This is a genomic window from Apibacter sp., from assembly GCF_025291155.1.
Lineage (GTDB): Bacteria > Bacteroidota > Bacteroidia > Flavobacteriales > Weeksellaceae > Apibacter.
Window position 1 is genome coordinate 1 of the sequence record NZ_JAMBJZ010000023.1, and the last position, 22,554, is coordinate 22,554.

General features: G+C 30.3%; 20 protein-coding genes. 18 read left to right on the plus strand and 2 right to left on the minus strand.

Annotated features, from left to right (window positions below; genetic code table 11):
• The 10 genes from ilvN to ribB all read left to right on the plus strand — a co-directional run.
• Nucleotides 1-517, plus strand: a 517-nt coding sequence (gene ilvN, locus M3Z80_RS03920) for an acetolactate synthase small subunit (protein WP_293917767.1), incomplete at its 5' end; no start/stop codon positions are given.
• Nucleotides 518-530: 13 nt separating this feature from the next.
• Nucleotides 531-1,577 carry a ketol-acid reductoisomerase gene (gene ilvC / locus M3Z80_RS03925; protein WP_293917769.1) on the plus strand — a complete coding sequence of 349 codons (1,047 nt, stop codon included), beginning with the start codon at nucleotides 531-533 and terminating at the stop codon, nucleotides 1,575-1,577.
• 550 nt (nucleotides 1,578-2,127) lie between these two features.
• Entirely contained in the window at nucleotides 2,128-3,567 is a 1,440-nt protein-coding gene (locus tag M3Z80_RS03930; protein ID WP_293917770.1) for a hypothetical protein, read from the plus strand.
• Between the two features lie 67 nt (nucleotides 3,568-3,634).
• Entirely contained in the window at nucleotides 3,635-5,143 is a 1,509-nt protein-coding gene (gltX, locus tag M3Z80_RS03935; protein ID WP_293917771.1) for a glutamate--tRNA ligase, read from the plus strand.
• Nucleotides 5,144-5,154: 11 nt separating this feature from the next.
• The gene (gene rpiB, locus M3Z80_RS03940; protein ID WP_293917773.1) at nucleotides 5,155-5,586 is read left to right on the plus strand and encodes a ribose 5-phosphate isomerase B; all 432 of its coding nucleotides are present in this window, start codon (nucleotides 5,155-5,157) and stop codon (nucleotides 5,584-5,586) included.
• A gap of 118 nt (nucleotides 5,587-5,704) precedes the next feature.
• Complete coding sequence (locus M3Z80_RS03945) at nucleotides 5,705-6,436, plus strand: Bax inhibitor-1/YccA family protein (RefSeq protein WP_293917774.1); 732 nt, start codon at nucleotides 5,705-5,707, stop codon at nucleotides 6,434-6,436.
• Between the two features lie 151 nt (nucleotides 6,437-6,587).
• Nucleotides 6,588-9,068: a DNA translocase FtsK gene (locus tag M3Z80_RS03950; protein WP_293917775.1), complete on the plus strand. Its 2,481-nt coding sequence runs from the start codon at nucleotides 6,588-6,590 to the stop codon at nucleotides 9,066-9,068.
• A gap of 18 nt (nucleotides 9,069-9,086) precedes the next feature.
• The gene (locus M3Z80_RS03955) at nucleotides 9,087-9,710 is read left to right on the plus strand and encodes a LolA family protein (protein ID WP_293917777.1); all 624 of its coding nucleotides are present in this window, start codon (nucleotides 9,087-9,089) and stop codon (nucleotides 9,708-9,710) included.
• A 3-nt stretch (nucleotides 9,711-9,713) separates the two neighbouring features.
• Nucleotides 9,714-11,180, plus strand: coding sequence for an LptF/LptG family permease (locus tag M3Z80_RS03960; RefSeq protein ID WP_293917778.1), 1,467 nt, complete (start codon nucleotides 9,714-9,716; stop codon nucleotides 11,178-11,180).
• A gap of 2 nt (nucleotides 11,181-11,182) precedes the next feature.
• Nucleotides 11,183-12,307 (plus strand): 3,4-dihydroxy-2-butanone-4-phosphate synthase, encoded by a 1,125-nt coding sequence (ribB, locus tag M3Z80_RS03965; protein WP_293917796.1) that lies wholly within the window; start codon nucleotides 11,183-11,185, stop codon nucleotides 12,305-12,307.
• Nucleotides 12,308-12,361: 54 nt separating this feature from the next.
• Here the strand turns inward: ribB and M3Z80_RS03970 are convergent, their stop codons facing one another.
• Together M3Z80_RS03970 and M3Z80_RS03975 are read right to left on the minus strand one after the other, a co-directional pair.
• Entirely contained in the window at nucleotides 12,362-13,411 is a 1,050-nt protein-coding gene (locus M3Z80_RS03970) for a helix-hairpin-helix domain-containing protein (RefSeq protein WP_293917779.1), read from the minus strand.
• Between the two features lie 340 nt (nucleotides 13,412-13,751).
• Nucleotides 13,752-14,459, minus strand: coding sequence for a histidine phosphatase family protein (locus M3Z80_RS03975; protein WP_293917780.1), 708 nt, complete (start codon nucleotides 14,457-14,459; stop codon nucleotides 13,752-13,754).
• Between the two features lie 436 nt (nucleotides 14,460-14,895).
• Between M3Z80_RS03975 and M3Z80_RS03980 the strand changes: the two genes are divergently transcribed.
• The 8 genes from M3Z80_RS03980 to M3Z80_RS04015 all read left to right on the plus strand — a co-directional run.
• Nucleotides 14,896-15,558: a GNAT family N-acetyltransferase gene (locus M3Z80_RS03980; protein WP_293917782.1), complete on the plus strand. Its 663-nt coding sequence runs from the start codon at nucleotides 14,896-14,898 to the stop codon at nucleotides 15,556-15,558.
• A 9-nt stretch (nucleotides 15,559-15,567) separates the two neighbouring features.
• Nucleotides 15,568-16,755 (plus strand): argininosuccinate synthase, encoded by a 1,188-nt coding sequence (gene argG / locus M3Z80_RS03985; RefSeq protein WP_293917784.1) that lies wholly within the window; start codon nucleotides 15,568-15,570, stop codon nucleotides 16,753-16,755.
• 356 nt (nucleotides 16,756-17,111) lie between these two features.
• On the plus strand, nucleotides 17,112-18,092 hold the full coding sequence (argC, locus tag M3Z80_RS03990; RefSeq protein WP_293917786.1) for an N-acetyl-gamma-glutamyl-phosphate reductase: 981 nt from the start codon (nucleotides 17,112-17,114) through the stop codon (nucleotides 18,090-18,092).
• 198 nt (nucleotides 18,093-18,290) lie between these two features.
• Entirely contained in the window at nucleotides 18,291-19,085 is a 795-nt protein-coding gene (proC, locus tag M3Z80_RS03995) for a pyrroline-5-carboxylate reductase (protein WP_293917788.1), read from the plus strand.
• Between the two features lie 54 nt (nucleotides 19,086-19,139).
• A complete protein-coding gene (locus M3Z80_RS04000) occupies nucleotides 19,140-20,264 on the plus strand; it encodes an aspartate aminotransferase family protein (protein WP_293917790.1) in 1,125 nt (374 codons plus the stop codon).
• Nucleotides 20,265-20,288: 24 nt separating this feature from the next.
• A complete protein-coding gene (locus M3Z80_RS04005; RefSeq protein ID WP_293917792.1) occupies nucleotides 20,289-21,239 on the plus strand; it encodes an N-acetylornithine carbamoyltransferase in 951 nt (316 codons plus the stop codon).
• Nucleotides 21,240-21,276: 37 nt separating this feature from the next.
• A complete protein-coding gene (argB, locus tag M3Z80_RS04010) occupies nucleotides 21,277-22,059 on the plus strand; it encodes an acetylglutamate kinase (protein ID WP_293917793.1) in 783 nt (260 codons plus the stop codon).
• A gap of 7 nt (nucleotides 22,060-22,066) precedes the next feature.
• On the plus strand, nucleotides 22,067-22,554 hold a 488-nt coding region (locus tag M3Z80_RS04015; RefSeq protein ID WP_293917794.1), incomplete at its 3' end, for a M20/M25/M40 family metallo-hydrolase.

Consider the following 22,554-nt stretch of genomic DNA (forward strand, 5'->3'; position numbering starts at 1 on the left):
TGAAAACACGGTGGGACTTTTGGGTCAGGTTACTAGTGTTTTTACCAGAAGATTTTTAAATATAGAAACTTTATCAGTATCTCCATCTGCTATAGAAGGAATACATAAATTTACCATTACGGTTCTTTGCGATAAAGAAACCATTGAAAAAGTTGTCAAGCAAATTGACAAATGTGTGGATGTATTAAAATCTTATTATAATACTGACGATGAACTCATTCATCAAGAAATTGCATTATATAAATTACCGACACCTGAATTCCTAAAAATTGGCTCGGTTGAAAATTTAATTAGAAAATATAATGCTCAGATACTTGAAATTAACGAGATTTGTGTTGTAATTCAAAAAACAGGACATTACACAGATACACAAGCGCTGTTTCAAGAATTAAGTGAGAATATAAAAGTTTTGCAGTTTATTCGCTCTGGAAGAATAGCTATAAATACTTCAAAAATAGAACGCTTAAGTGATATGTTAAGCGAATTAAAAATAAAAGAATCTTTAATAAAAAATTAAAAATACTAACAAGATGGCACAAATGAATTTTGGTGGAGTAATTGAAAATGTTATTACTCGTGATGAGTTTCCTTTAGAAAAAGCTAGGGAAACATTAAAAGGTGAAACCATTGCAGTTATTGGGTATGGAGTACAAGGTCCCGGACAAGCCTTAAATTTAAGAGATAATGGCTTTAATGTGATCGTTGGTCAACGTAAAGGCGGTAAAACTTGGGAAAAAGCTATTGCTGATGGATGGGTTCCCGGAGAAACATTATTTGATATAGAAGAAGCAGCTTCCAAAGGAACTATTATTCAGTATTTATTATCAGATGCTGCTCAAATTGAAGTTTGGCCAAAATTAAAACCTTATTTAACAGCCGGAAAAGCATTATATTTTTCTCATGGTTTTGGTATCACTTTCAGCGATCGTACCGGAATTATTCCCCCTAAAGATATAGATGTAATATTAGTTGCTCCTAAAGGATCAGGAACTAGCCTTAGACGTATGTTCTTAGAAGGTAGAGGGTTGAACTCAAGCTATGCTATCTACCAAGATGCAACGGGAAAAGCTAAAGACAGAACTATCGCTTTAGGTATAGGAGTAGGTTCCGGATATTTATTTGAAACTGACTTCAAACGTGAAGTATATTCTGACCTTACCGGAGAAAGAGGTACCTTAATGGGGGCTATTCAAGGTATCTTATTAGCTCAATATGAAGTATTACGTGAAAACGGACACACACCATCAGAAGCATTTAATGAAACCGTTGAAGAGCTTACTCAATCGCTAATGCCGCTTTTTGCTGAAAAAGGAATGGATTGGATGTATGCTAACTGTTCTACTACTGCTCAAAGAGGAGCATTAGATTGGATGACACCTTTCCACGACGCTACAAAACCTGTATTTGCAAAATTATATGCAGAAGTAGCTTGTGGTAATGAAGCTCAAAGATCTATTGATACTAACTCTAAGCCGGATTATCGCGAAAAATTGGAAAAAGAGTTAAAAGCTCTTCGCGAAAGCGAAATGTGGAAAGCGGGAGCAGTTGTTAGAGAATTAAGACCCGAAAATAATTAATTTTAATTATAAAAAATAAAGAAAGGAATATGTAAATTACATATTCCTTTTTTTATGCCATATGTATAATAAATTTATATTAAAATGTTAATTAATAAAAAATACATATTAGTATTTTTTTATATAAAAAGCAGAAGTGGTGACTATTAGAGAATTAAGATCGGAAAATAATTAATTTTAATTATAAAAAATAAAAAAAAGGAATACGTGAACAACATATTCCTTTTTTCATATATTTGCATAACTGATCTTTATTTAAATGGTAATAAATTTTAAAAATAAATCCCATATTAACTCATCAATATTAGTATTTTTTACTATATCACCACTTTTTATAATCTTATTTTTATCTAATATATTATTTTTATTCAAAATAAGTATTCCCCGATACGTAATATTATTTTCATTTATAATTTCTTATTTTACACTTCCTTTCCTGTCAAAAAAAAATATTTTTTATGAGTGGTTTTTAACGATTATATTTTATACACTGTCTTTCTATCTTTCTATATTTTTTTATGACCTTTCAACTGATGGCCAATGGTATCATTTGGAAAGCATTATAAACTTAAAACAAGGGTGGAATCCTATTTACGAAATTTCAAAAACGAATGTAGCACAGATATACGTACAATCTTATCCTAAAGGCTATGAAGTAATTGCTGCTTCCATCTATTCTTTTACAAAAAAAATGGAATCAGGTAAACTTATTAATATGATTGTTCTTATAGCTTCTATAATATATGTTTTTAAACTATTAAATCAAGCTAATTTAAGTAATTTAAAAAAATATATTTATACCTTTCTCATATGTGTGAATCCTATTGTAGTTACAGAAATATTTACTCATTATTTAGATGGATTTATGTACTCTTGCTTAATTATATTAATTTGCTCATTAGTTCTTTTAGTTAAAAATTATAACAAAATTGAATTTCTTAATTTTATTTTTATCCTATCCATAATTTCATCATTGAAATTTACCTCTCTCCTTTTAATCTTTATACTTGTACTATTTGTCTTTATATATTTATGGAAAAATGATAAATTAAAATTTAAATATTTACTTCCTTTCTTTATTACCGGATTAATTATTTTTCCTTTAACCAATGTAAATCCTTATTACACTAATATAAAAAATAATCTTCATATTTTTCATCCGGTATTTGGAAAAGATAAAGTTGATAACTTATTATCATCTCATGTAAATGAAGATTTTTATAAAAAAAACAGAATTGAAAAAGCATTTATATCTTATTTTTCTTATACCGGAAGAAGTAACCAAACAATGAATCTTAAAATACCTTTTTCTGTAAAGCTTTCTGAAATAAAAAATCTTAGTGAAGTAACAATTACCTATGGAGGTTTTGGACCATTTTTTTGTGTTATTATTATTCTTACAGCAGTACTTTTAGTTATGTCTTTATTTTTAGCTAATAATACTCCTTCCGTATTATATTATTTAATTTTAGGAATCGCAGCCAGTATTTTATCTTTTCCGGATTTTTGGCTTGCAAGAATGGTACCTCAACTCTATTTATTTCCTATAATAATTCTTTTATTAATGGAATATAAATCTAAAAAAAATATATATGCTAAAATCTTAACAAATTTAACAATATCGTTAATAAGCTTAAATACCTTTTTATTTATTATAATATCTCTGACAATAAATTTCTATTTCAGTTTAAATACCCATTATCAAATAGCTCAATTAAGGAAACTAGATAAAAACACTATAGTTCCCATTGATTATTTTTTTAAATCGAATTTAACAAGATTAGAAGAAAACGATATTGCATATCGCGTAGTAAAAATACCTTACGACGTGACTAATAATAATCTTCATTTTTTCGGTTCTAAAGGAAAAAATAATACAAAATTTATAGCACAATTTGATGAAAAAGATAAAAGTAAGCTATTAATATATCTAGATAATCACTACAATAAAATTTTCAATTATTATCAATCCTATAAAAAAGCTAAATAAATTTAGGAATCAAATGTTTATAATATATCTATTTTCTTTGTTATTTTTGCGTAGTAAAATATAGAAAATGTCAGAAATTAGAGTTCGCTTTGCACCCAGTCCAACAGGGTATTTACATATCGGAGGAGTTAGAACCGCATTATATAATTATCTTTTTGCTAAAAAAAATAAAGGCAAATTTATACTGCGAATTGAAGATACAGATCAAAACCGTTACGTTGAAGAAGCTGAAAAATACATTAATGATTCCTTAAAATGGTGCGGATTAGAACTTGACGAGAGTCCTGAAAAAGGAGGTCCCTTTGCTCCTTATAAACAATCTGAAAGAAAAGATATTTATAATAAATATATTCAAGAAATACTCAAAACTGACTATGCATACATAGCATTCGACACACCTGAGGAATTAGAAAAATTACGAAAAGAATATGAAGAGCAAGGAAAAGTGTTTTCTTATAATCATGAAATTAGAAATAGTTTAAATAATAGCCTTACTCTCCCTAATGATGAAGTTGAACAAAAATTAAATGCCGGTACGCCTTATGTGATCAGATTTAAAATTCCACCTCATAGAACTTTAGTTTTAAATGATATTATCCGTGGTAATTTCACTATTGATACTTCAATATTAGATGATAAAGTTCTTGTAAAGACCGATGGTATGCCTACATACCATTTTGCTAATATTGTAGATGATCATACGATGGAAATTACACATGTCATTAGAGGCGAAGAATGGTTACCTTCGTTAGCTTTACATATATTGCTTTATGAAGCATTTGGTTGGAAATCTCCCGAATTTGCCCATTTACCATTAATCTTAAAGCCGGAAGGGAAAGGCAAATTAAGCAAACGAGACGGTGACAAATACGGATTTCCTGTTTTTCCTCTTGCATGGAAAAATGTAAAGGACGGAACTTCTTCTATAGGCTATAAAGAAGAAGGTTATTTACCTGAAGCATTTATTAATATGCTTGCCTTACTAGGTTGGTCGCCCTCCAACGATAAAGAAATCATCTCTTTACATGAAATGATTGATGAATTCGATCTGGAAAAAGTTCATAAAGCCGGAGCCCGTTTTAATCCCGAAAAAGCAAAATGGTTTAATCATGAATATATTAGTAAATCTGATGCCTATAGATTATTACCAGAATTTCAGAAGATATTAAAAGAAAAAAACATTGAAACAGATGATGCTAAGGATCTTCGAATTGTAGAACTCTTAAAAGAGAGAGTTAATTTTGTAAAAGAAATTTGGGACATAGGCTCTTTTTTCTGGCTAGCTCCTAGCACATATAATGAAAAAAGCTTTAAAAAGGCTATCAAAGAAGATACTAAACCCATCCTATTTCAATTATATTCTGAATTGGAATCAGTATCTTTTACAGAAAAAGAATTGCATACTTATATTCATGAATTCGTTGAAAAATCAGGAATGGGATTCGGCAAAATCATGCAACCTTTGCGCTTAGCTTTAGTTGGAGATCTCAAAGGGCCGGATGTTCCTGTCATTATGGAAATACTTGGAAAAACAGAAACTTTACAACGTATAAAAAATTTAGAATTAAAAATTTAAAAAAATATGTTATGAAAATAGCGTTAGCTTCAGATCATGCAGGATTTGAATATAAAAATTATATATTTAAATACCTTACAGAAAAAGGAAATCAAGTTCATGATTTTGGAACTTATTCAGGAGAAAGTGTAGACTATCCTGATTTTGTACATCCTTTGGCTATTGCTGTTGAAAATCATGAATTTGACTTTGGAATTCTTTTCTGCGGAAGCGGTGAAGGAGTCTCCATCACTGCCAATAAGCATTTGGGAATTCGTTGTGCACTTTGTTGGCAAACAGATATAGCCCGTCTAGCTAGACAACACAACAATGCAAATGTATTGGCTATTCCCACTCGTTTCATCGCTAAAGAATTGGCTCAGAATATCATTGACATATTTCTATCGACTAATTTCGAAGGGGGAAGACATCAACATCGTGTGAATAAAATTTCCAATTGGTGAAATATGTTGAGAACGTGAATATTACAATAATATTTTTTTTAATTTATTTTTGGAATAAATAATCTCTTTATAAAATAACATAAAAATTGTACATTTGGGTTTATAAATAATCAAGGAAATGGATTTTAAAGATTACGAAAACACATTGGAAACATCGTTTCAAAAAAATATTACTGCAAAGCAACAAGCTACATTTATTTCTAAAGTATATATGTGGATGAGCTTCGCTTTATTTATAAGCGGTTTTACTGCTTATTTTACAGCCAACTCACCGGGAGTACTAAATCTAATGTTCACTCCTACCGGTCCGACATTTTTATATTATGCCTTGATTATTGGTGAATTAGGATTGGTTATTGCCTTAGGGGGGGCTATTCACAAAATGACTTTAAGCTTAGCAATGGCTGTTTTTCTTTTTTATTCTTTTATAAATGGAATGACATTATCCATCATATTTTTAGCTTATACTATGTCTTCTATCGCTACCACATTTTTTATTTCTGCCGGCACCTTTGCTATAATGAGTTTATATGGATATTTCGCAAAAACGGATTTAACTAAATTTGGAAAGATTTTATCTATGGCGCTATTAGGAGTATTATTAGCTTTATTAGTAAATATTTTCTTAAAAAACACTATGTTGGATTTAATAACTTCTGTAGTAGGAGTTTTAATATTTGTGGGATTAATAGCTTATCATACGCAAACACTTAAAAATATTGGAGCTCAGATAAATGAAGAATCAGGAGAGAACTATTCTAAAATAGCTATTCAAGGGGCTTTATCTTTATATTTAGATTTTATTAATCTTTTCTTATATTTATTAAGATTTCTTGGGTCACGAAAATAATTTTTCTTTTTGAAAAACCTTAAAAATAGTTTATAGGTGAATAATGTTTTTATTCACCTATTTACATATAATAAAATATCTTATTTAAAATAAAATTTAACACAGACGTAAACTATAATTTTTGTAAATTTAAATTTATTAGAAAATCAATATGGAGAATAATCCAAAAGATAGTATAAAAAAAAATAAAAAAAAACCTCTATTAAAAACAATCTTAGGATTAGTTCTATTTAGCTTTTCCCTTATATTATTTATTTCATTTATATCATTCTATTATAATTGGAAAGAAGATCAAAGTCAATTAACTTCTTTTTTAAATAAAAATATTACTGCACAAAATATCATCGGTAAAATAGGAGCGTATTTAGGACAAATATTTATTTTTGACGGTGTTGGAGCTATTTCTGTTTTTATCCCATTTTTCTTTTTAATTTTATCCTTTAAAATATTATTTGATAAAGAAATTCTAAAAATATGGAAACTACTTTCTCATGGAATTTTCTTTATCATATGGACACCGATATTCCTAGCTATGGTTTTGGGCTCTAAATGGCTTCTTTCTGGCTTAATAGGATACGAAGTCTATGATTATTTAAAATCTTTACTTGGAAGCGTGGGGACAGGTATTATATTGTTATTAACAATTTCAATATATTTCATTCTTGAGTTTAACCTTAGTGTAGAAAATATAAAATCCAAATTACAAGTACATCCCGGAACACAGTCTAAAACGGCTGAAAAGAAAAACAATGAAATAAATGAACCATTTAAAGAAGATCAAATTTATGAGAAAATAAAAGATCCTAAAACGGCTCAATCTGAGACTGTTTTTACAAAAAGCCCTTCAGATGAAAAAGTTGAAAAAGAAGATAAACAGACGAGAGATTCTGAAACACTAGTTGAAGAAAATATTCCATTAAGCTTATCTGATTCAACTTTAGAATTACAGAAATCTACAGCAAATAATGATATAAGTCAATCTACCACTGATTTTGAGATAGATATCCCTACAATTGAAGAAACAGTTGAGGAGGATATTTCACTCACCATTGAAGAAACAAAAAAAGAAGAGCTTCTAACTGAAATTGAGCCTCATAAAAACATTTTAGAAGAATTTGGACCTTATGATCCTAAATTGGATTTACCAAAATATAAATTCCCGACACTCGACCTTCTTACAAATTATAATATCAACAACAACATTACTATTAATAATGAAGAGTTAGAAGAAAATAAAAATAAAATTGTAACTACATTAGCTAACTATGGTATTGGAATTTCAAGTATAAAGGCAACAGTGGGTCCTACGGTGACCTTATATGAAATCATACCGGAAGCAGGTATACGAATTTCTAAAATTAAAAATTTAGAAGATGATATTGCCCTTAGCCTTGCTGCTTTAGGAATACGTATTATAGCTCCAATTCCAGGAAAAGGAACTATAGGTATTGAGGTACCAAACAGCACGGCTACCATGGTTTCCATGCGATCGGTAATTGCTTCTCAAAAATTTCAAAAAATAGATATGGAACTTCCGATTGTTTTTGGAAAAACCATTTCTAATGAAACTTTTGTTACAGATTTAGCTAAAATGCCTCATATGCTAATGGCAGGAGCAACAGGTCAGGGTAAATCTGTAGGTTTAAATGCTATAATAACTTCCTTATTATATAAAAAGCATCCTAGTGAATTGAAATTTGTATTTGTAGACCCTAAAAAGGTAGAGCTTACTCTATATAATAAAATTGAGCGTCATTTTCTCGCAAAATTACCTGATACGGAAGAAGCCATTATCACCGATACTACTAAAGTAATTAATACTTTAAATTCACTTTGTGTCGAGATGGATAATCGTTACAAACTTCTCCAAAGCGCCTATGTAAGAACCATTAAAGAATATAATCAAAAATTTAAAGAACGTAAATTAAACCCTGAAAAAGGACATCGTTTTTTACCGTATATTGTCTTAGTTATAGACGAATTTGCTGATTTAATCATGACTGCGGGAAAAGAGGTTGAACTTCCGATTGCCAGATTAGCTCAGCTAGCCAGAGCCATAGGAATTCATCTAATTATTGCTACGCAAAGACCTTCGGTAAATGTTATTACAGGTATGATTAAAGCCAATTTCCCTGCTCGAGTAGCTTTTCGTGTAACTTCCAAAATTGATTCCAGAACTATTTTAGATGGAAATGGAGCAGATCAGCTAATTGGAAAAGGTGATATGTTATTTACAACGGGAAATGAATTGATACGTATGCAATGTGCTTTTGTAGACACCCCAGAAGTAGATAAAATCACAGAATATATAGGTTCTCAACAAGGATATCCTGATGCATATCAATTACCGGAATTTTATGAAGATAATACTAATGCTAGCCAGAATGAAGTCTCAGAAGCAAAAAGAGATGAACTTTTCAATGATGCAGCTAGAGTAATCGTAACTGCACAACAAGGATCTACCTCGTTAATACAGCGAAAATTGTCATTGGGTTATAACAGAGCGGGTAGAATTATGGATCAATTGGAAGCATTCGGCATCGTTGGCGCTTTTGAAGGTAGTAAAGCACGCAAAGTATTAATCACAGACCTAGTAAGTTTGGAACAATTATTGGAAAATTTAAACAACTAAAAAATACTTAATAATATTATGAAAAAGATATTTGCATTATTACTTATTAGTTCTTCAATTATATTATGGGCACAAAAAATAGACCCGGAAGCAAAAAGGCTTTTAGATTCTGCCAGTAGTAAGCTCAGCAAAAATTCAACTTTTTATATAAAATTTAATTATTTATATTCTCAACCGGGAAAAAAAAGTATATCAGAAATTGGGCAAGTGTATGCAGCAAAGGAAAAATATCATTTGATTTTGCCTACTCTTACTCAAATTTACGATGGAAACAAAATTTATACCATATCCAAGGAAGATAAAGAAATAACCTCTTCCGAAAAAGAAGATGGAGAAAGTCTCTCTCCTACCAATATCTTAAATTTATATAAATCAGGATTCAACATAACTTTTGAAGGAAATGCAATCATTAATAATATAAAATGTTCCGTTATAAAATTAGTTCCTAACGATACTAAAAAATCAAAATCAATATTTATTGCTCTTTCTGATAATAAAGTAATCAGAGTATCTGAAAATTATAACGATGGAAGTTCATTGATTTTAATGATCATCGATTTCAAAGAAAATTTAATTGTTAATAAATCTTTACTTACATTTGATAAAAATAACTATAAAGATTACACACTAACAGAGTTATAAAAGATGATTAAAAAGTTAGATTGGTATATTATACGCACTTTTTTTGGTCCTTTTTTATTTATATTTAGCGTTTTAATGTTCATCTTTGTAATTCAATTTGCCTTTAATCAAATGGACAAATTTTTAGGCAAAGGATTGAACTTATGGGACATATCTAAATTGTTGTATTATTTAGGACTTGACGTTATTCGTTTAGTTTTACCACTAACCATATTATTATCTTCCATTATGACATTTGGCGGATTTGGAGAGCGCTATGAATTGGCGGCCATGAAATCAGCCGGAATATCATTAGCAAGAATCATGTATCCTCTTTTTAGTCTCATCATTTTAATAGCTATCTGGTTATTTTATTTTTGCAACACTACCCTACCTGAGAATCAAAGGAGAGCTCGCAATATGCTTATCAATATTGCACAAACAAGGCCAGCATTAAATTTTGAAGAAGGAAGATTCATAAAAGAAATGAATCCCTTAAGCATAAAGATAGGTAAAAAAAGTGGCAAGAATGACAGTGAATGGGATCAAGTTTTTATTCATAAAAATGCATCTCCATTTGAAGATCAACAAACTATTATTGCGGATAAAGGAAATATTGTTTCAAAAGATAATCATTACCTAAAGATTGAATTGTATAATGGGTTTATATACCAAGATAATATTAGAGGAAAAAATTATAATGAACTGAAAAAACAACCAGGTAATGCTATCAAATTTGATACATTAACCCAATATTATGATATTTCAGACTTAATTAAAAAATCTTTGGACAAGCAATCCGAAGGTGATAACTTCAGGTATAAATCTGTATCGGAATTAAGCACGTATATAGATTCAATACAAACTTCGAATACCGCATATTTTAAAGAGATTGGAGAGAACGGCTTGAAAATAATATTATTAGGTCAAAACAATCAATTAGATTCTTTAGACTATAGTATATACAATGAAACTTACCCTTTCGAATGGTCAAACTTAGATGATTTGACTAAATATAATTTAGTAAAAGCCGCAATTGAGCAGGTTAAAATTTCTAAACACGAATTAAGTTCAAAAGCTACAGAAATGAAAGCGATTGAAAAATTTGTTGCTAAAATGATTATCTGGCAGCAAAAAAATATAATTTCTTATTCTATTACCTGCATAGTATTTTTTCTTATTGGTGCTCCTCTAGGCTCTATCATAAGAAAGGGAGGAGTAGGTTTACCTGTAGTTGTAGCAATCATAATATTTATCATATTTTATATTTTAGGACTCTATATGGAAAATTTAGCAAAGAACCAGGTTATAAATCCTTATTGGGCTTCATGGATTCCGAATGCTTTATTTTTACCTGTTGGAATTTTTCTAACCATTAAATCCATGAAGGATTCAGAGTTGTTTGATGTTGATAATTATTTAAAACCTTTTAAAAAATTTATTAATAAATTTATAAAACAAAAAAATTTAGAACACAGTAGATACCAATGATTATTACAGACTTTAAAATGAATACCATATCAGAGGCTCTTGAAGATTTAAGGCAAGGCAAGGTAATTATAGTTGTCGATGATGAAAACCGTGAAAACGAAGGTGATTTTGTAGCAGCTGCTTCAACTATGACTCCCGAAACCATAAATTTCATGACTAAACACGGAAGAGGATTAATCTGTACTCCCCTTACCCAAAAGAGAGCAGAAGAATTGGATTTAGAATTTATGGTTGGAAGGAATACAGATCCAAAACAAACTGCTTTTACCGTTTCTGTGGATTTACTCGGACATGGAGTTACGACAGGAATTTCTGCTTCGGATAGATCTAAAACTATACGAGCCTTAGTGGATGAGAATATAAAACCAACTGATTTTGCACGACCGGGACATATATTTCCTTTAGTGGCAAAAAAAGGTGGGGTACTTAAACGAGACGGACATACTGAAGCTACTGTGGATTTATTACAATTGGCGGGTCTCCCTTCAACCGGTGTTCTAGTTGAAATTATGGATGAGGATGGAACCATGGCTCGAATGCCTCAATTGATGGAAGTTGCTAAAAAGTTTGATTTAAAAATTATAACTATTAAAGATTTAATTTCTTATCGACTAAAAAATGATTCATTAATTGAAAAAATCGAGGATGAAAAGATCAACACTCATTATGGAGAATTAAGATTCATAGCTTATAAAGATAAAACCAATGAACACATTCATTTTGCTTTAGTTAAAGGGGATATTAAAAATGATGAAACCATTCCGGTAAAAGTTATTGCCATTAACGTATATTTAGATCTTTTCAAAATTCTTGCTCAGGGTGAAGAGACAATTGTACAGAGAGCCATAGATTTTATTGACAACGAAGGCAAAGGGGTGCTTATATTTATAAACAATTCTTCCAACACGGAAATGATTGAAAATCATCTTGGTGATCTAAAAAAATACATATCAGGAGAAAAAGCCAATTTGGAAATCAATTCAGATGAAAGAGATTTAGGAATCGGTGCTCAGATTATAAAAGATTTAGGAATTAAATACATTAATGTTTTAACAACAAACCCTAATAAGAATTTCCCACTTAGTAGTGGCTATGGTATTAAGATTATAAATGAAATTAAAATTTAATATTTTTTCTTTTATAAACAAAAATTATAAATAAAGAAGCCTTCATGGGCTTCTTTATTGTTCTAAATAATTCATAATAAACTGATATTTAGGGTCTGATTCCGGAATCACTTGTAATGGATCTTTCCCCTTATTTCTTGCTTCCAATATCTTGCTTTTGTATTTCCTTATATAAACCTGATTATGTAATTCTTGTTCTGACGCAGTTTGTAAATTTATTTTTTTGACTTTAGTCAGATCAAGAATAAAAGAATCAAAAATTTTTCTTATCATATCAGGTGTTATATCATACACATCTTTTACCTGTTCTAAAGATACGAAACCACCTAGTACTTTTCTAAAACCTAGTATCCTCTTAGTTATAATTTCATTGTTAATAATTGAAAAAATATCCTGATAGGTCGCAGAATTTAGATCTTTTTGTGTATTTACTTTTAAAACCGTTTTATTTTCGTAGATATGCTTTGGTAGGATAATAAAATCTTCCAGTTCTTTATATTTCGAAGAGGAAATAACATAACATCTTTTTATGTCTTCTTTAGAACTAAATATACCATCCCCTAACGTTTTCTTATATTTTAAAATACTTTCTGCCTGTTTTTCAGAAAAGCCTATGTTCACCCAATCCTTTATCTCAAAAATATTAGGATCAAAAGTACGAAGCTTATATCTTATATTTTTTGATTCATTTAGTTCTTCTTTTGTTACATTTCCATCTGGAAGCAATAAAAATGGTGAAATCTTTGAAAACATCTCTTCAGAAATGACAAAACAGGATTTAATCTGTTCTTTAGAACTAAACGTACCGCCTAACTTAGCTTTATATTTTATAAGTACTTCTGCTTGTTTCTTTGAAAATCCTAAATGTTGCCAATCCTCGGAAGTACATTTATTGGGATCAAATAATTCAAGTTTTTTATCTTTTAATTTATTATCATCAATTTCATCATTAATTTCTTCTACAAATGAGAAAGGTACATTACTATCTAAACTTGATGAAAATAAAAAATTGCTATGAATAATAATTTCGAGAATAAATATAATACTAAGTAATAAAAGAACTCCCATTCGTTGTTCCTTTATCATTTTAAGGCGTAAATTCATATCTGTTAGTTTATAAGTCCTTATTGATAAACAAATATTTTATTTAATGTAGAACGAAAAATTATTGTATTTTTATACTGAACAGATAAATTAAATTTTATTAGAACTAAAATATGAATATATATTTATCTATTTATATAACTTTTTAAAGAAGAATAATTATTAATTGTAAAAATAGGATTACGTAATCTAACTTATTATGAGGAATCATCTATTATATAAAAAAATATAGAAACTACTACATAAAAATTAAAAGTACAAAATATATTAATAAAAAAAGACTGGATGATTATCATCCAATCTTCTATTATATATTAAAAGGTTTGCTTACTAAAAATAGTTAACTATTTTGACCTTTATCAACATAGCTCATATCATTAACAGATTCAATCGTAAATTTTCCATCTTCATACAAAACTTTACAGATAGAAGCATTATCCAAATCTTTTACAAATAATTTTTTACCACCTAGATTGTGAAGCATCAAAGTAATACTTAATCCATGAGAAACAATCAATATATTCCTATCTTCATTATACTTATTTTCTTTTTCCACAATCTCATTTAAAGCTTTATGGGTTCTTTTCTCTACCGTATTAAAATCTTCTGCCATTTTCATCGGATCTAAAATGCTGATTGTATTTACGGCATCTTTATAAGTTATTTCTTTATTCTTATCAAAAATATCAGCAAATAGATCTTCTACTTTAGTGTAATGAAGATATAATGCCACATCTTTAAACATTTCCGTTGCTAAGGCTGTTTCGTAAGCCCCGAAACAAATTTCTCTAAATTCAGGTTTCTCTACAACTGTAAGTTCTTTTTGTCCTGAATTGTTTAAAACAATATTGATAGTTTCTCGCGTCCTTCTCAAATCACTGCAATATGCAGACGAAAATTTAATATCTCTCAGACCTTTTCCTAAATTTTCTGCTACTTCAATTCCTTCTTTCGTTAGAGGAGTATCACTCCACCCTTGTACCTTATTTAATGAATTTAAAATCGTCCTTCCATGACGAGCTATATAAAATGTAATTTTAGATCCCATAAAGATTTAGTATTTTATATACAAAATTAAAATTTTTTGTCTGAATAAACTATCAATTAGAATTGCAATCCATTCCATCAAACCATTATTCTAAAACCCTTGAAATTTTCTAACAACATATATTATAAAAAAATTTAATTTTAACCATATATTTTTTTTTAAATTTTATTTGTATAAAAAAAATATTATTAATTTTGTTCTGTTAATTTAGATTTTAAAAATTAAAAAAATCTTAGTCATGTTATTACGCAATTTAATATTGCTAGTTAATAAAATTGTCTACTTCTCTTATCCTATCTACTTTAGTAGGCAGGTTAGGCTTTGATCTTAAATTTTTACAGAGCCGACACTTCCGCATTTTAATACAGTAAACTTGTTCAAGTAAAACTGTTTTTCATTTATCCATTTATTTATATAAGTATATTATTATTATAAAATGAATATCAATATTGTTGTTGCTACAGAAAAACATTATCAATACGCTGAGGAAATATGTGAAACTATATATCAATCGGCGATTGTTAGGGGTACTGGCATTGCTAAAAGAACTCCTGAGTATATACAAAAAAAAATGGACCAACGGCAGGCCATATTAGCTCTCGATGATTCAAAATTTGCAGGTTTCTGTTATATAGAAAAATGGCAAAACGGAGAGTTTGTCGTCCATTCAGGACTAATAGTTCATCCTGACTACAGAGGTGTGGGATTAGCTAAGAAAATCAAGCATTTTATTTTTGATTATACGCGAAAGAAATTTCCTGAAGCTAAAATATTTGGAATAACAACAGGGTTGGCCGTTATGAAAATAAATTCGGAATTAGGCTATAAGCCGGTTCCTTTTTCTGAACTGACTGATGATCCTGAATTTTGGAATGGATGTAGAACTTGTACTAATTTTAATATTTTACAAAGTAAACAGAATAAAATGTGCTTATGTACCGGTATGTTATTCGATCCAAAAGACAAAAAAAAGGAAATGGATAATACACAAAAAAATAGTTTTGACAAAAAAGTCATTACTCAATTAAACAAAATAAAAGAAGTCCTTCATATTAAATCTAAAAAAGATTTCGACAATTCTCAGATTAAAACCATTTAAAATACCTTTATGAAAAAAGCAGTTTTGGCATACAGTGGTGGTCTCGATACCTCTTATTCTCTGGTTAAGCTAACAAGAGAGCATGAAATGGAAGTACACACGGTTATAATAAATACCGGAGGTTTTTCAAGTGAAGAATTGAAACAAATAGAAAAACGCGCTTACGAACTGGGTTCCAATTTTCACAAAACCATAAATATAATCGACAAGTTTTACAAAGATTGCTTACGTTTTCTTATCTATGGAAATATTCTGAAAAATAATACTTATCCCTTATCTGTAAGTGCTGAACGAATCTTTCAATCAATTGCAATCGCGGAATATGCCAAGAGTATAGATGCAGAATATATTGTTCATGGAAGTACGGGAGCAGGAAACGATCAAATACGTTTTGATGTTGCTTTTGAAGTCATCTCACCTAAATCTAAAATAATTACGCCGATCCGCGATGAAAAAGTTACTCGTCAACAAGAAGTAGATTATTTGAAAAAACAGGGAATACATATGAACTGGGAAAAAGCTAAGTATTCCATCAATAAAGGTATATGGGGTACTTCTGTTGGAGGTGTTGAAACTCTTTCTTCCGATCTTGCATTACCGGAAGATGCCTTTCCTACTCAACTTTCCGAAACAGATTCTGCTATACTTGAAATTGAATTCTCTAAAGGAGAACCCATTGGATTAAATGGTGAAAAAATGAATTCTGTTGCTTTAATTCAAAAACTTAATGAAATTGGTGGAAAATATGCCATTGGAAGAGATATACATGTTGGAGACACCATTTTGGGAATAAAAGGACGTGTAGGTTTTGAAGCTCCCGCCTCAATGATAATTATTAAAGCACATCACCTGCTTGAAAAACATACCCTTTCTCGCTGGCAACTATTACATAAAGATTCCTTAGCAAATTGGTATGGAACTTTATTGCATGAAGCTCAATACTTAGATCCGGTTATGAGAGATATAGAGGCTTTTTTAACCTCATCTCAAAAACGAGTTACAGGAACTGTAAAGGTTCAGCTATATCCTTATTATTTCCGCATGATCGGCATAAATTCACCTTATGATATGATGCAATCCAAAGTTGCAATTTACGGTGAAGAAAATCAAGCATGGGATAGTAGAGATGCAAAAGGATTTATAAAAATATTCGGAAATCAATTAAAAATCCATCATAGTTTTAATGATCAAGAATAAATTTTAAAATTATATTCTATATGATAATTTATAAATAATTAATTTACTACTTCTTTCAATGTGCTATAATAAAAATACAAGAAAAGAATGGTCATAACTAAGCGTATAAATTGATTAAATAAATCAAAACATTTTTAAAAGTTTCATAGAAGAAGATATCTTGAAATAAAAAATAACACATAAATTTTAAAATTTTATTTAATGATGTTTTGTAGATTATATCACTTTTATCCCGTAAGTAAATTAATTTATTAAAAAAATTATCCAATAAAAATTATATAAATATGAAATTTATCTTAACTTAATGCAATCTTATAATAGACAAAGCCTAGTTTAGTAATAGCCTAACATTCAAAATGAATAAAATAAAAGCAAGTATAGTAGGAGGCGCAGGTTACACTGCCGGAGAATTAATACGAATTCTTATCAATCATCCTAATGTGCAGATTACATCCATTTACAGTACCTCCAATTCTGGCAATCCTGTAAGTAAAGTGCATAAAGATCTTTTAGGAGAAACTAACTTAATTTTCACTGATAAAATCGACCAGGATTCTGATGTGGTTTTTCTTTGTTTGGGACATGGTAAATCCAGAGAATTTTTAGAAAATAACCTATATTCTAAAAACACGAAAATTATTGATCTTAGTAATGATTTCAGAGTTAAACCTAACCATACATTTCAAGAAAGGTCATTTACATACGGACTTCCTGAATTACAAAGAGAGGAAATAAGAAAAGCAAAAAATATTGCAAATCCCGGTTGCTTCGCCACTGCTATTCAATTAGCATTACTCCCTTTAGCTAAGGAAGGTCTGTTACATAAAGATATCCATATAAATGCCGTAACCGGTTCTACCGGAGCCGGACAATCTCTTTCTTCTACTACTCATTTTAGTTGGAGAAATAATAATGTATCATTTTATAAAGAATTCAGCCACCAACACGAAGCTGAAATTTTACAAAGCATTCATTATCTAGGAGACGATAATTATCAACTCTATTTCCTGCCGATGCGTGGAAATTTTTCTCGTGGTATTCTTGCCGGCGTCTATTTAAAAACGGATATATCTAAGGAACAAGCTATAAATTTATATACTGAATATTATAAAGATCATCCTTTTATTTATCTTTCAAATGACCCTATCTCTATAAAGCAGGTGGTTAATACCAATAAATGTTTATTGGAGATACAAAGGCATGGAGATATCCTGTTGATTACATCGGTAATTGATAATTTAACTAAAGGAGCTTCCGGACAGGCAATACAAAATATGAATCTGCTATTCGGATTCAATGAATCTGAAGGATTACATTTAAAACCGGTAGCATTCTAAATATAATTAAGTATGAATAAAATAATTCATTATAAAAATTGTACATAGAAACTACAAAAACATGATTAGTTTCCTTGGTATATTAATTAAATTTTTCTAATGTAATTTGGTATGATTCCAAACAATAAACTATAATAAATTTTACATCTGAGATGAATTAATAATTATGATTTATTTTTTACAAGTAAAAGCAATAATATGAAAATAGCAATTATCGGAGCAGGAAATTTAGGATTGGCAATAGCCAAAGGAATTATTAACAGCAATTTTACAGAAACATTATATATTACTAAACGGAATATTGAAACAATAAAAGAATTTGAAACCTCTCATTCTATATTTCTGACTACTGATAATAAAACGGCAATTAAAAATTCAGAAATTATAATTTTTGCCGTTCAGCCCAAAATATTACCGATCGTTTTGAGCGAATGTAAAGGCTTACTTACCGATACTCATACAATCATATCTGTGGTAGCAGGATTCAATATCTCTAAATTAGAAGAACATATAGGTAGTAATCAATCCATTATTCAGGCGATGCCAAATACTGCCATATCAGTGAATCAATCCATGACCTGTCTGTGTTCAAATTCAAAAGGAAAAGAACGAATACCAATCGCTTTGAATATCTTTAATCAACTAGGTCATGCTATTGAAATTCCAGAAGAACAAATGCAAGCGGCCACTATTATTTGTTCCAGTGGTATTGCTTTTTGGATGAGGATTATTCGGGCTCACACTTTAGGCGCTATAGAAATGGGACTCGAACCTAATGAAGCGATAGCCATGATTACTCAAACCTGCATCGGCGCAGCACGTCTACTAGAAATTAAAAAAAGTAATCCTGAACAAGAAATTGATAAGGTTACTACACCGGGCGGATGCACAATTGCAGGAATTAATGAAATGGATCATCAAGGAGCAAGTTCTGCTATCATTAAAGGACTTTTAGCTTCTTATAAAAAAATTAGTCAAATTTCGAATAAATAATTGAGACATCTCTATTTATTGCTTTACTTATAATAATTTAAAACAAATACTAAAATGAGTTTATTTAACGTATATCCACTCTATACGATAGCTCCCGAAAGAGCATTAGGCAGTACTGTATGGGATGAAAACGGGAATGCTTATCTTGATTTTTATGGGGGACACGGTGTTATTTCAATCGGGCATTCACATCCGACTTATATAAAGCAGGTAACCGAACAAATTAATAAAATCGGGTTTTATTCCAACTCAATTATCAACCCTTTACAGAGAAAACTCGGAAATTTATTACCTCAAATTTCAGAATATCCTGAGTATGCTTTATTTCTCTGCAATTCCGGGGCTGAAGCCAATGAAAATGCTCTAAAATTAGCTTCTTTCCATACCGGAAAATCTAAAGTTTTAGCTTTTAAAAATAGTTTTCATGGGAGAACTTCTGCAGCAGTTGCAGTAACTGACAATCCTAAAATTATTGCTCCACTCAATTATCAACATGACGTAGTATTTTGTGAGTTAAATGATATAGAAACCGTAAAAAAAGAGATAGCCAAAGGGAATATTTCTTCAGTTATTATTGAAACAATACAAGGTGTTGGAGGCTTGGACGAAGGAACTAAAGAGTTTTTCCAGGAACTTGAAAAAGTTTGTAAAGAAAATAAGGTAATTTTAATTCTGGATGAAATCCAATGCGGATATGGAAGATCGGGGAAATTTTTTGCCCATCAGCATCATGGAATTAAAGCAGATATTATATCTTTAGCCAAAGGAATGGGTAATGGCTTCCCTATTGGAGGAATACTAATTTCCCCTGAATTTAAACCATCTTATGGATTATTAGGAACCACTTTTGGTGGTAATCATCTTGCTTGTGCAGCAGCTTTGGCTGTTTTAGAGGTTTTTGAAAATGAGCATATATTGGAAAATGTCCGCGAGCAATCCGCCTACTTTATTGAAAAATTTGCTTCAATTCCGCAAATAAAAAAAATTAAAGGAAAGGGATTGATGTTAGGACTTGAATTTGATTTCGAAGTGGCTGATCTTCGTAAAAAATTAATTTATGAAAAAAATATTTTTACTGGTAATTCCAGTAACAAAAACCTATTAAGGGTACTTCCTCCTTTAAACATTTCTAAAAAAGAAATTGATATATTTTACGACAGTTTACTGTCTTTCTTTTAATAACACTATATAAACTTAGAAATAATGAAGAAATATACTTCTGTTGATGATATTCAAAACTTAAATGAACTTTTAAAACTAGCCAAAAAAATCAAGAAAAATCCTTTCGCTAATAAAGAATTGGGAAGAGACAAAACCATAGGGCTTTTATTTTTTAATCCTAGTCTAAGGACACGATTAAGTACACAAAAAGCAGCCCGTAACTTGGGAATGGAATGCATGGTTATGAATTTAAACACAGAAGGCTGGACATTAGAATTTGAAAACGGAACGATAATGGATGGTTCTGCTTCAGAACATATTAAGGAAGCTGCCAGAGTCATATCACAGTATTGCGATATTATAGCAATCAGAAGTTTCCCTACCTTAAAAGATAAGAAAAAAGACGAAGAGGAAATGGTTATTTCTTCGTTTCTTACCTATGCATCTGTACCGGTGATAAGTTTGGAAGGAGCTACCGAGCACCCTTTACAAGCCCTTGCGGATGCATTGACAATTGAGGAATATAAGAAAACCGAACGTCCTAAAGTTGTATTGAGCTGGGCGCCCCACCCTAAGGCTCTTCCACAATCCGTTCCTAATTCATTTGCCAAAATGATGAAGAAGATGGAGGTAGATTTTATTATTACTCATCCTTTAGGCTATGAACTTAATCCGGAAATCACAAAAGGAATAAAAATTGTTTATAATCAGGAAGAAGCTTTTAGAAATGCTGATTTTATTTACGCAAAAAATTGGAGCAATTACAACGATTACGGGCAAATAACCAGCGAAGATCCTACTTGGACCATAGGCAAAAGACAGATGGATTTAACCAATAATGCTAAATTCATGCATTGTTTACCCGTTCGAAGAAATATGATCGTTACCGATGAAATATTGGATAGTGAAACCTCAATTGTTATTCCTGAAGCCAATAATCGTATCTATTCGGCTCAAACAATTCTTACGAAAATTCTGGAAGAACTAACATAAACAACAATACTATAGTATTAATTTCATTAATTTCACCATGGATAAAAACCAATTAACTATTATTAAAATTGGAGGGAATGTAATCGATAACCCGGAAGTCCTTTTCCGATTTTTACAGGATTTTTCCACCTTAAAAACTCCTAAAATTTTAGTTCACGGGGGAGGAAAAGCTGCAACAAGATTGGCAGTAAAATTAGGTGTTGAATCAATAATGATTGATGGAAGAAGGGTCACTAATGAAGAAATGCTTGATGTGGCAATTATGACGTATGCCGGACTTTGCAATAAAAAAATTGTTGCTCAGCTTCAAGGTTTTAATAATTCTGCGATTGGACTTACAGGTGCTGACGGAAATTCAATATTTTCACAAAAAAGAGAAAATAGCACGTATGATTACGGATTTGTGGGAGATGTAATCGGGATAAATTCCGAATGGATTAAAAAATTACTAGATTCAGGAATAACACCTGTCTTCTGTGCCATTACGCATGATAAAAAAGGACAATTGCTTAATACCAATGCTGATTCCATAGCCCAATCTCTTGCTGTAGGTCTATCTTCTCTATATAACACGACCTTGCTCTATTGTTTTGAAAAAATGGGGGTTTTACAAGATATTGAAGATGATACTAGTGTAATTGAAAACATAAATTATAATTCCTATCAAAATTTGAAAACGAACAATATTATCCATTCCGGTATGATCCCGAAGCTCGATAATTGTTTCGAAGCCCTTGCACAAGGGGTAGAGAATATTATTATATCCAACCCGGAAATAATTAGTAACCCTAATCAATTACATACTCGTATCACTTTATAAAAGTTTTATGAAAACAATCAAACAACTGACTTTAGAGGCTATTGACCTTCTAAAGAATTTAATTTCAACTCCTTCATTTTCAGGAGAAGAACACCATACTGCTTTATTGATTGAAGCCTGGTTTACGCACAACAATATTCCATATAAAAGGGAAAATAATAATGTATGGGCTTATAATAAGTATTTTGATGAAAGCAAACCCAACTTACTCTTAAATTCCCATCAAGATACTGTTTTCCCAAATAAGGAATATACACACAATCCTTTTGAAGCTATAGAGAAAGACGGAAAAATATTCGGTTTAGGTTCCAATGACGCCGGCGGCTGTTTGGTTTCACTTTTAGCTGTATTTACCTATTTTTATTCTCATAAAGACTTAAAATATAATTTAATTATGGTGGCTTCTGCTGAAGAAGAAAATAGCGGTGCCAAAGGTCTAAACAGTGTTTTAAAACATTTACCTACTCTAGCATGTGCCATTATTGGAGAGCCGAC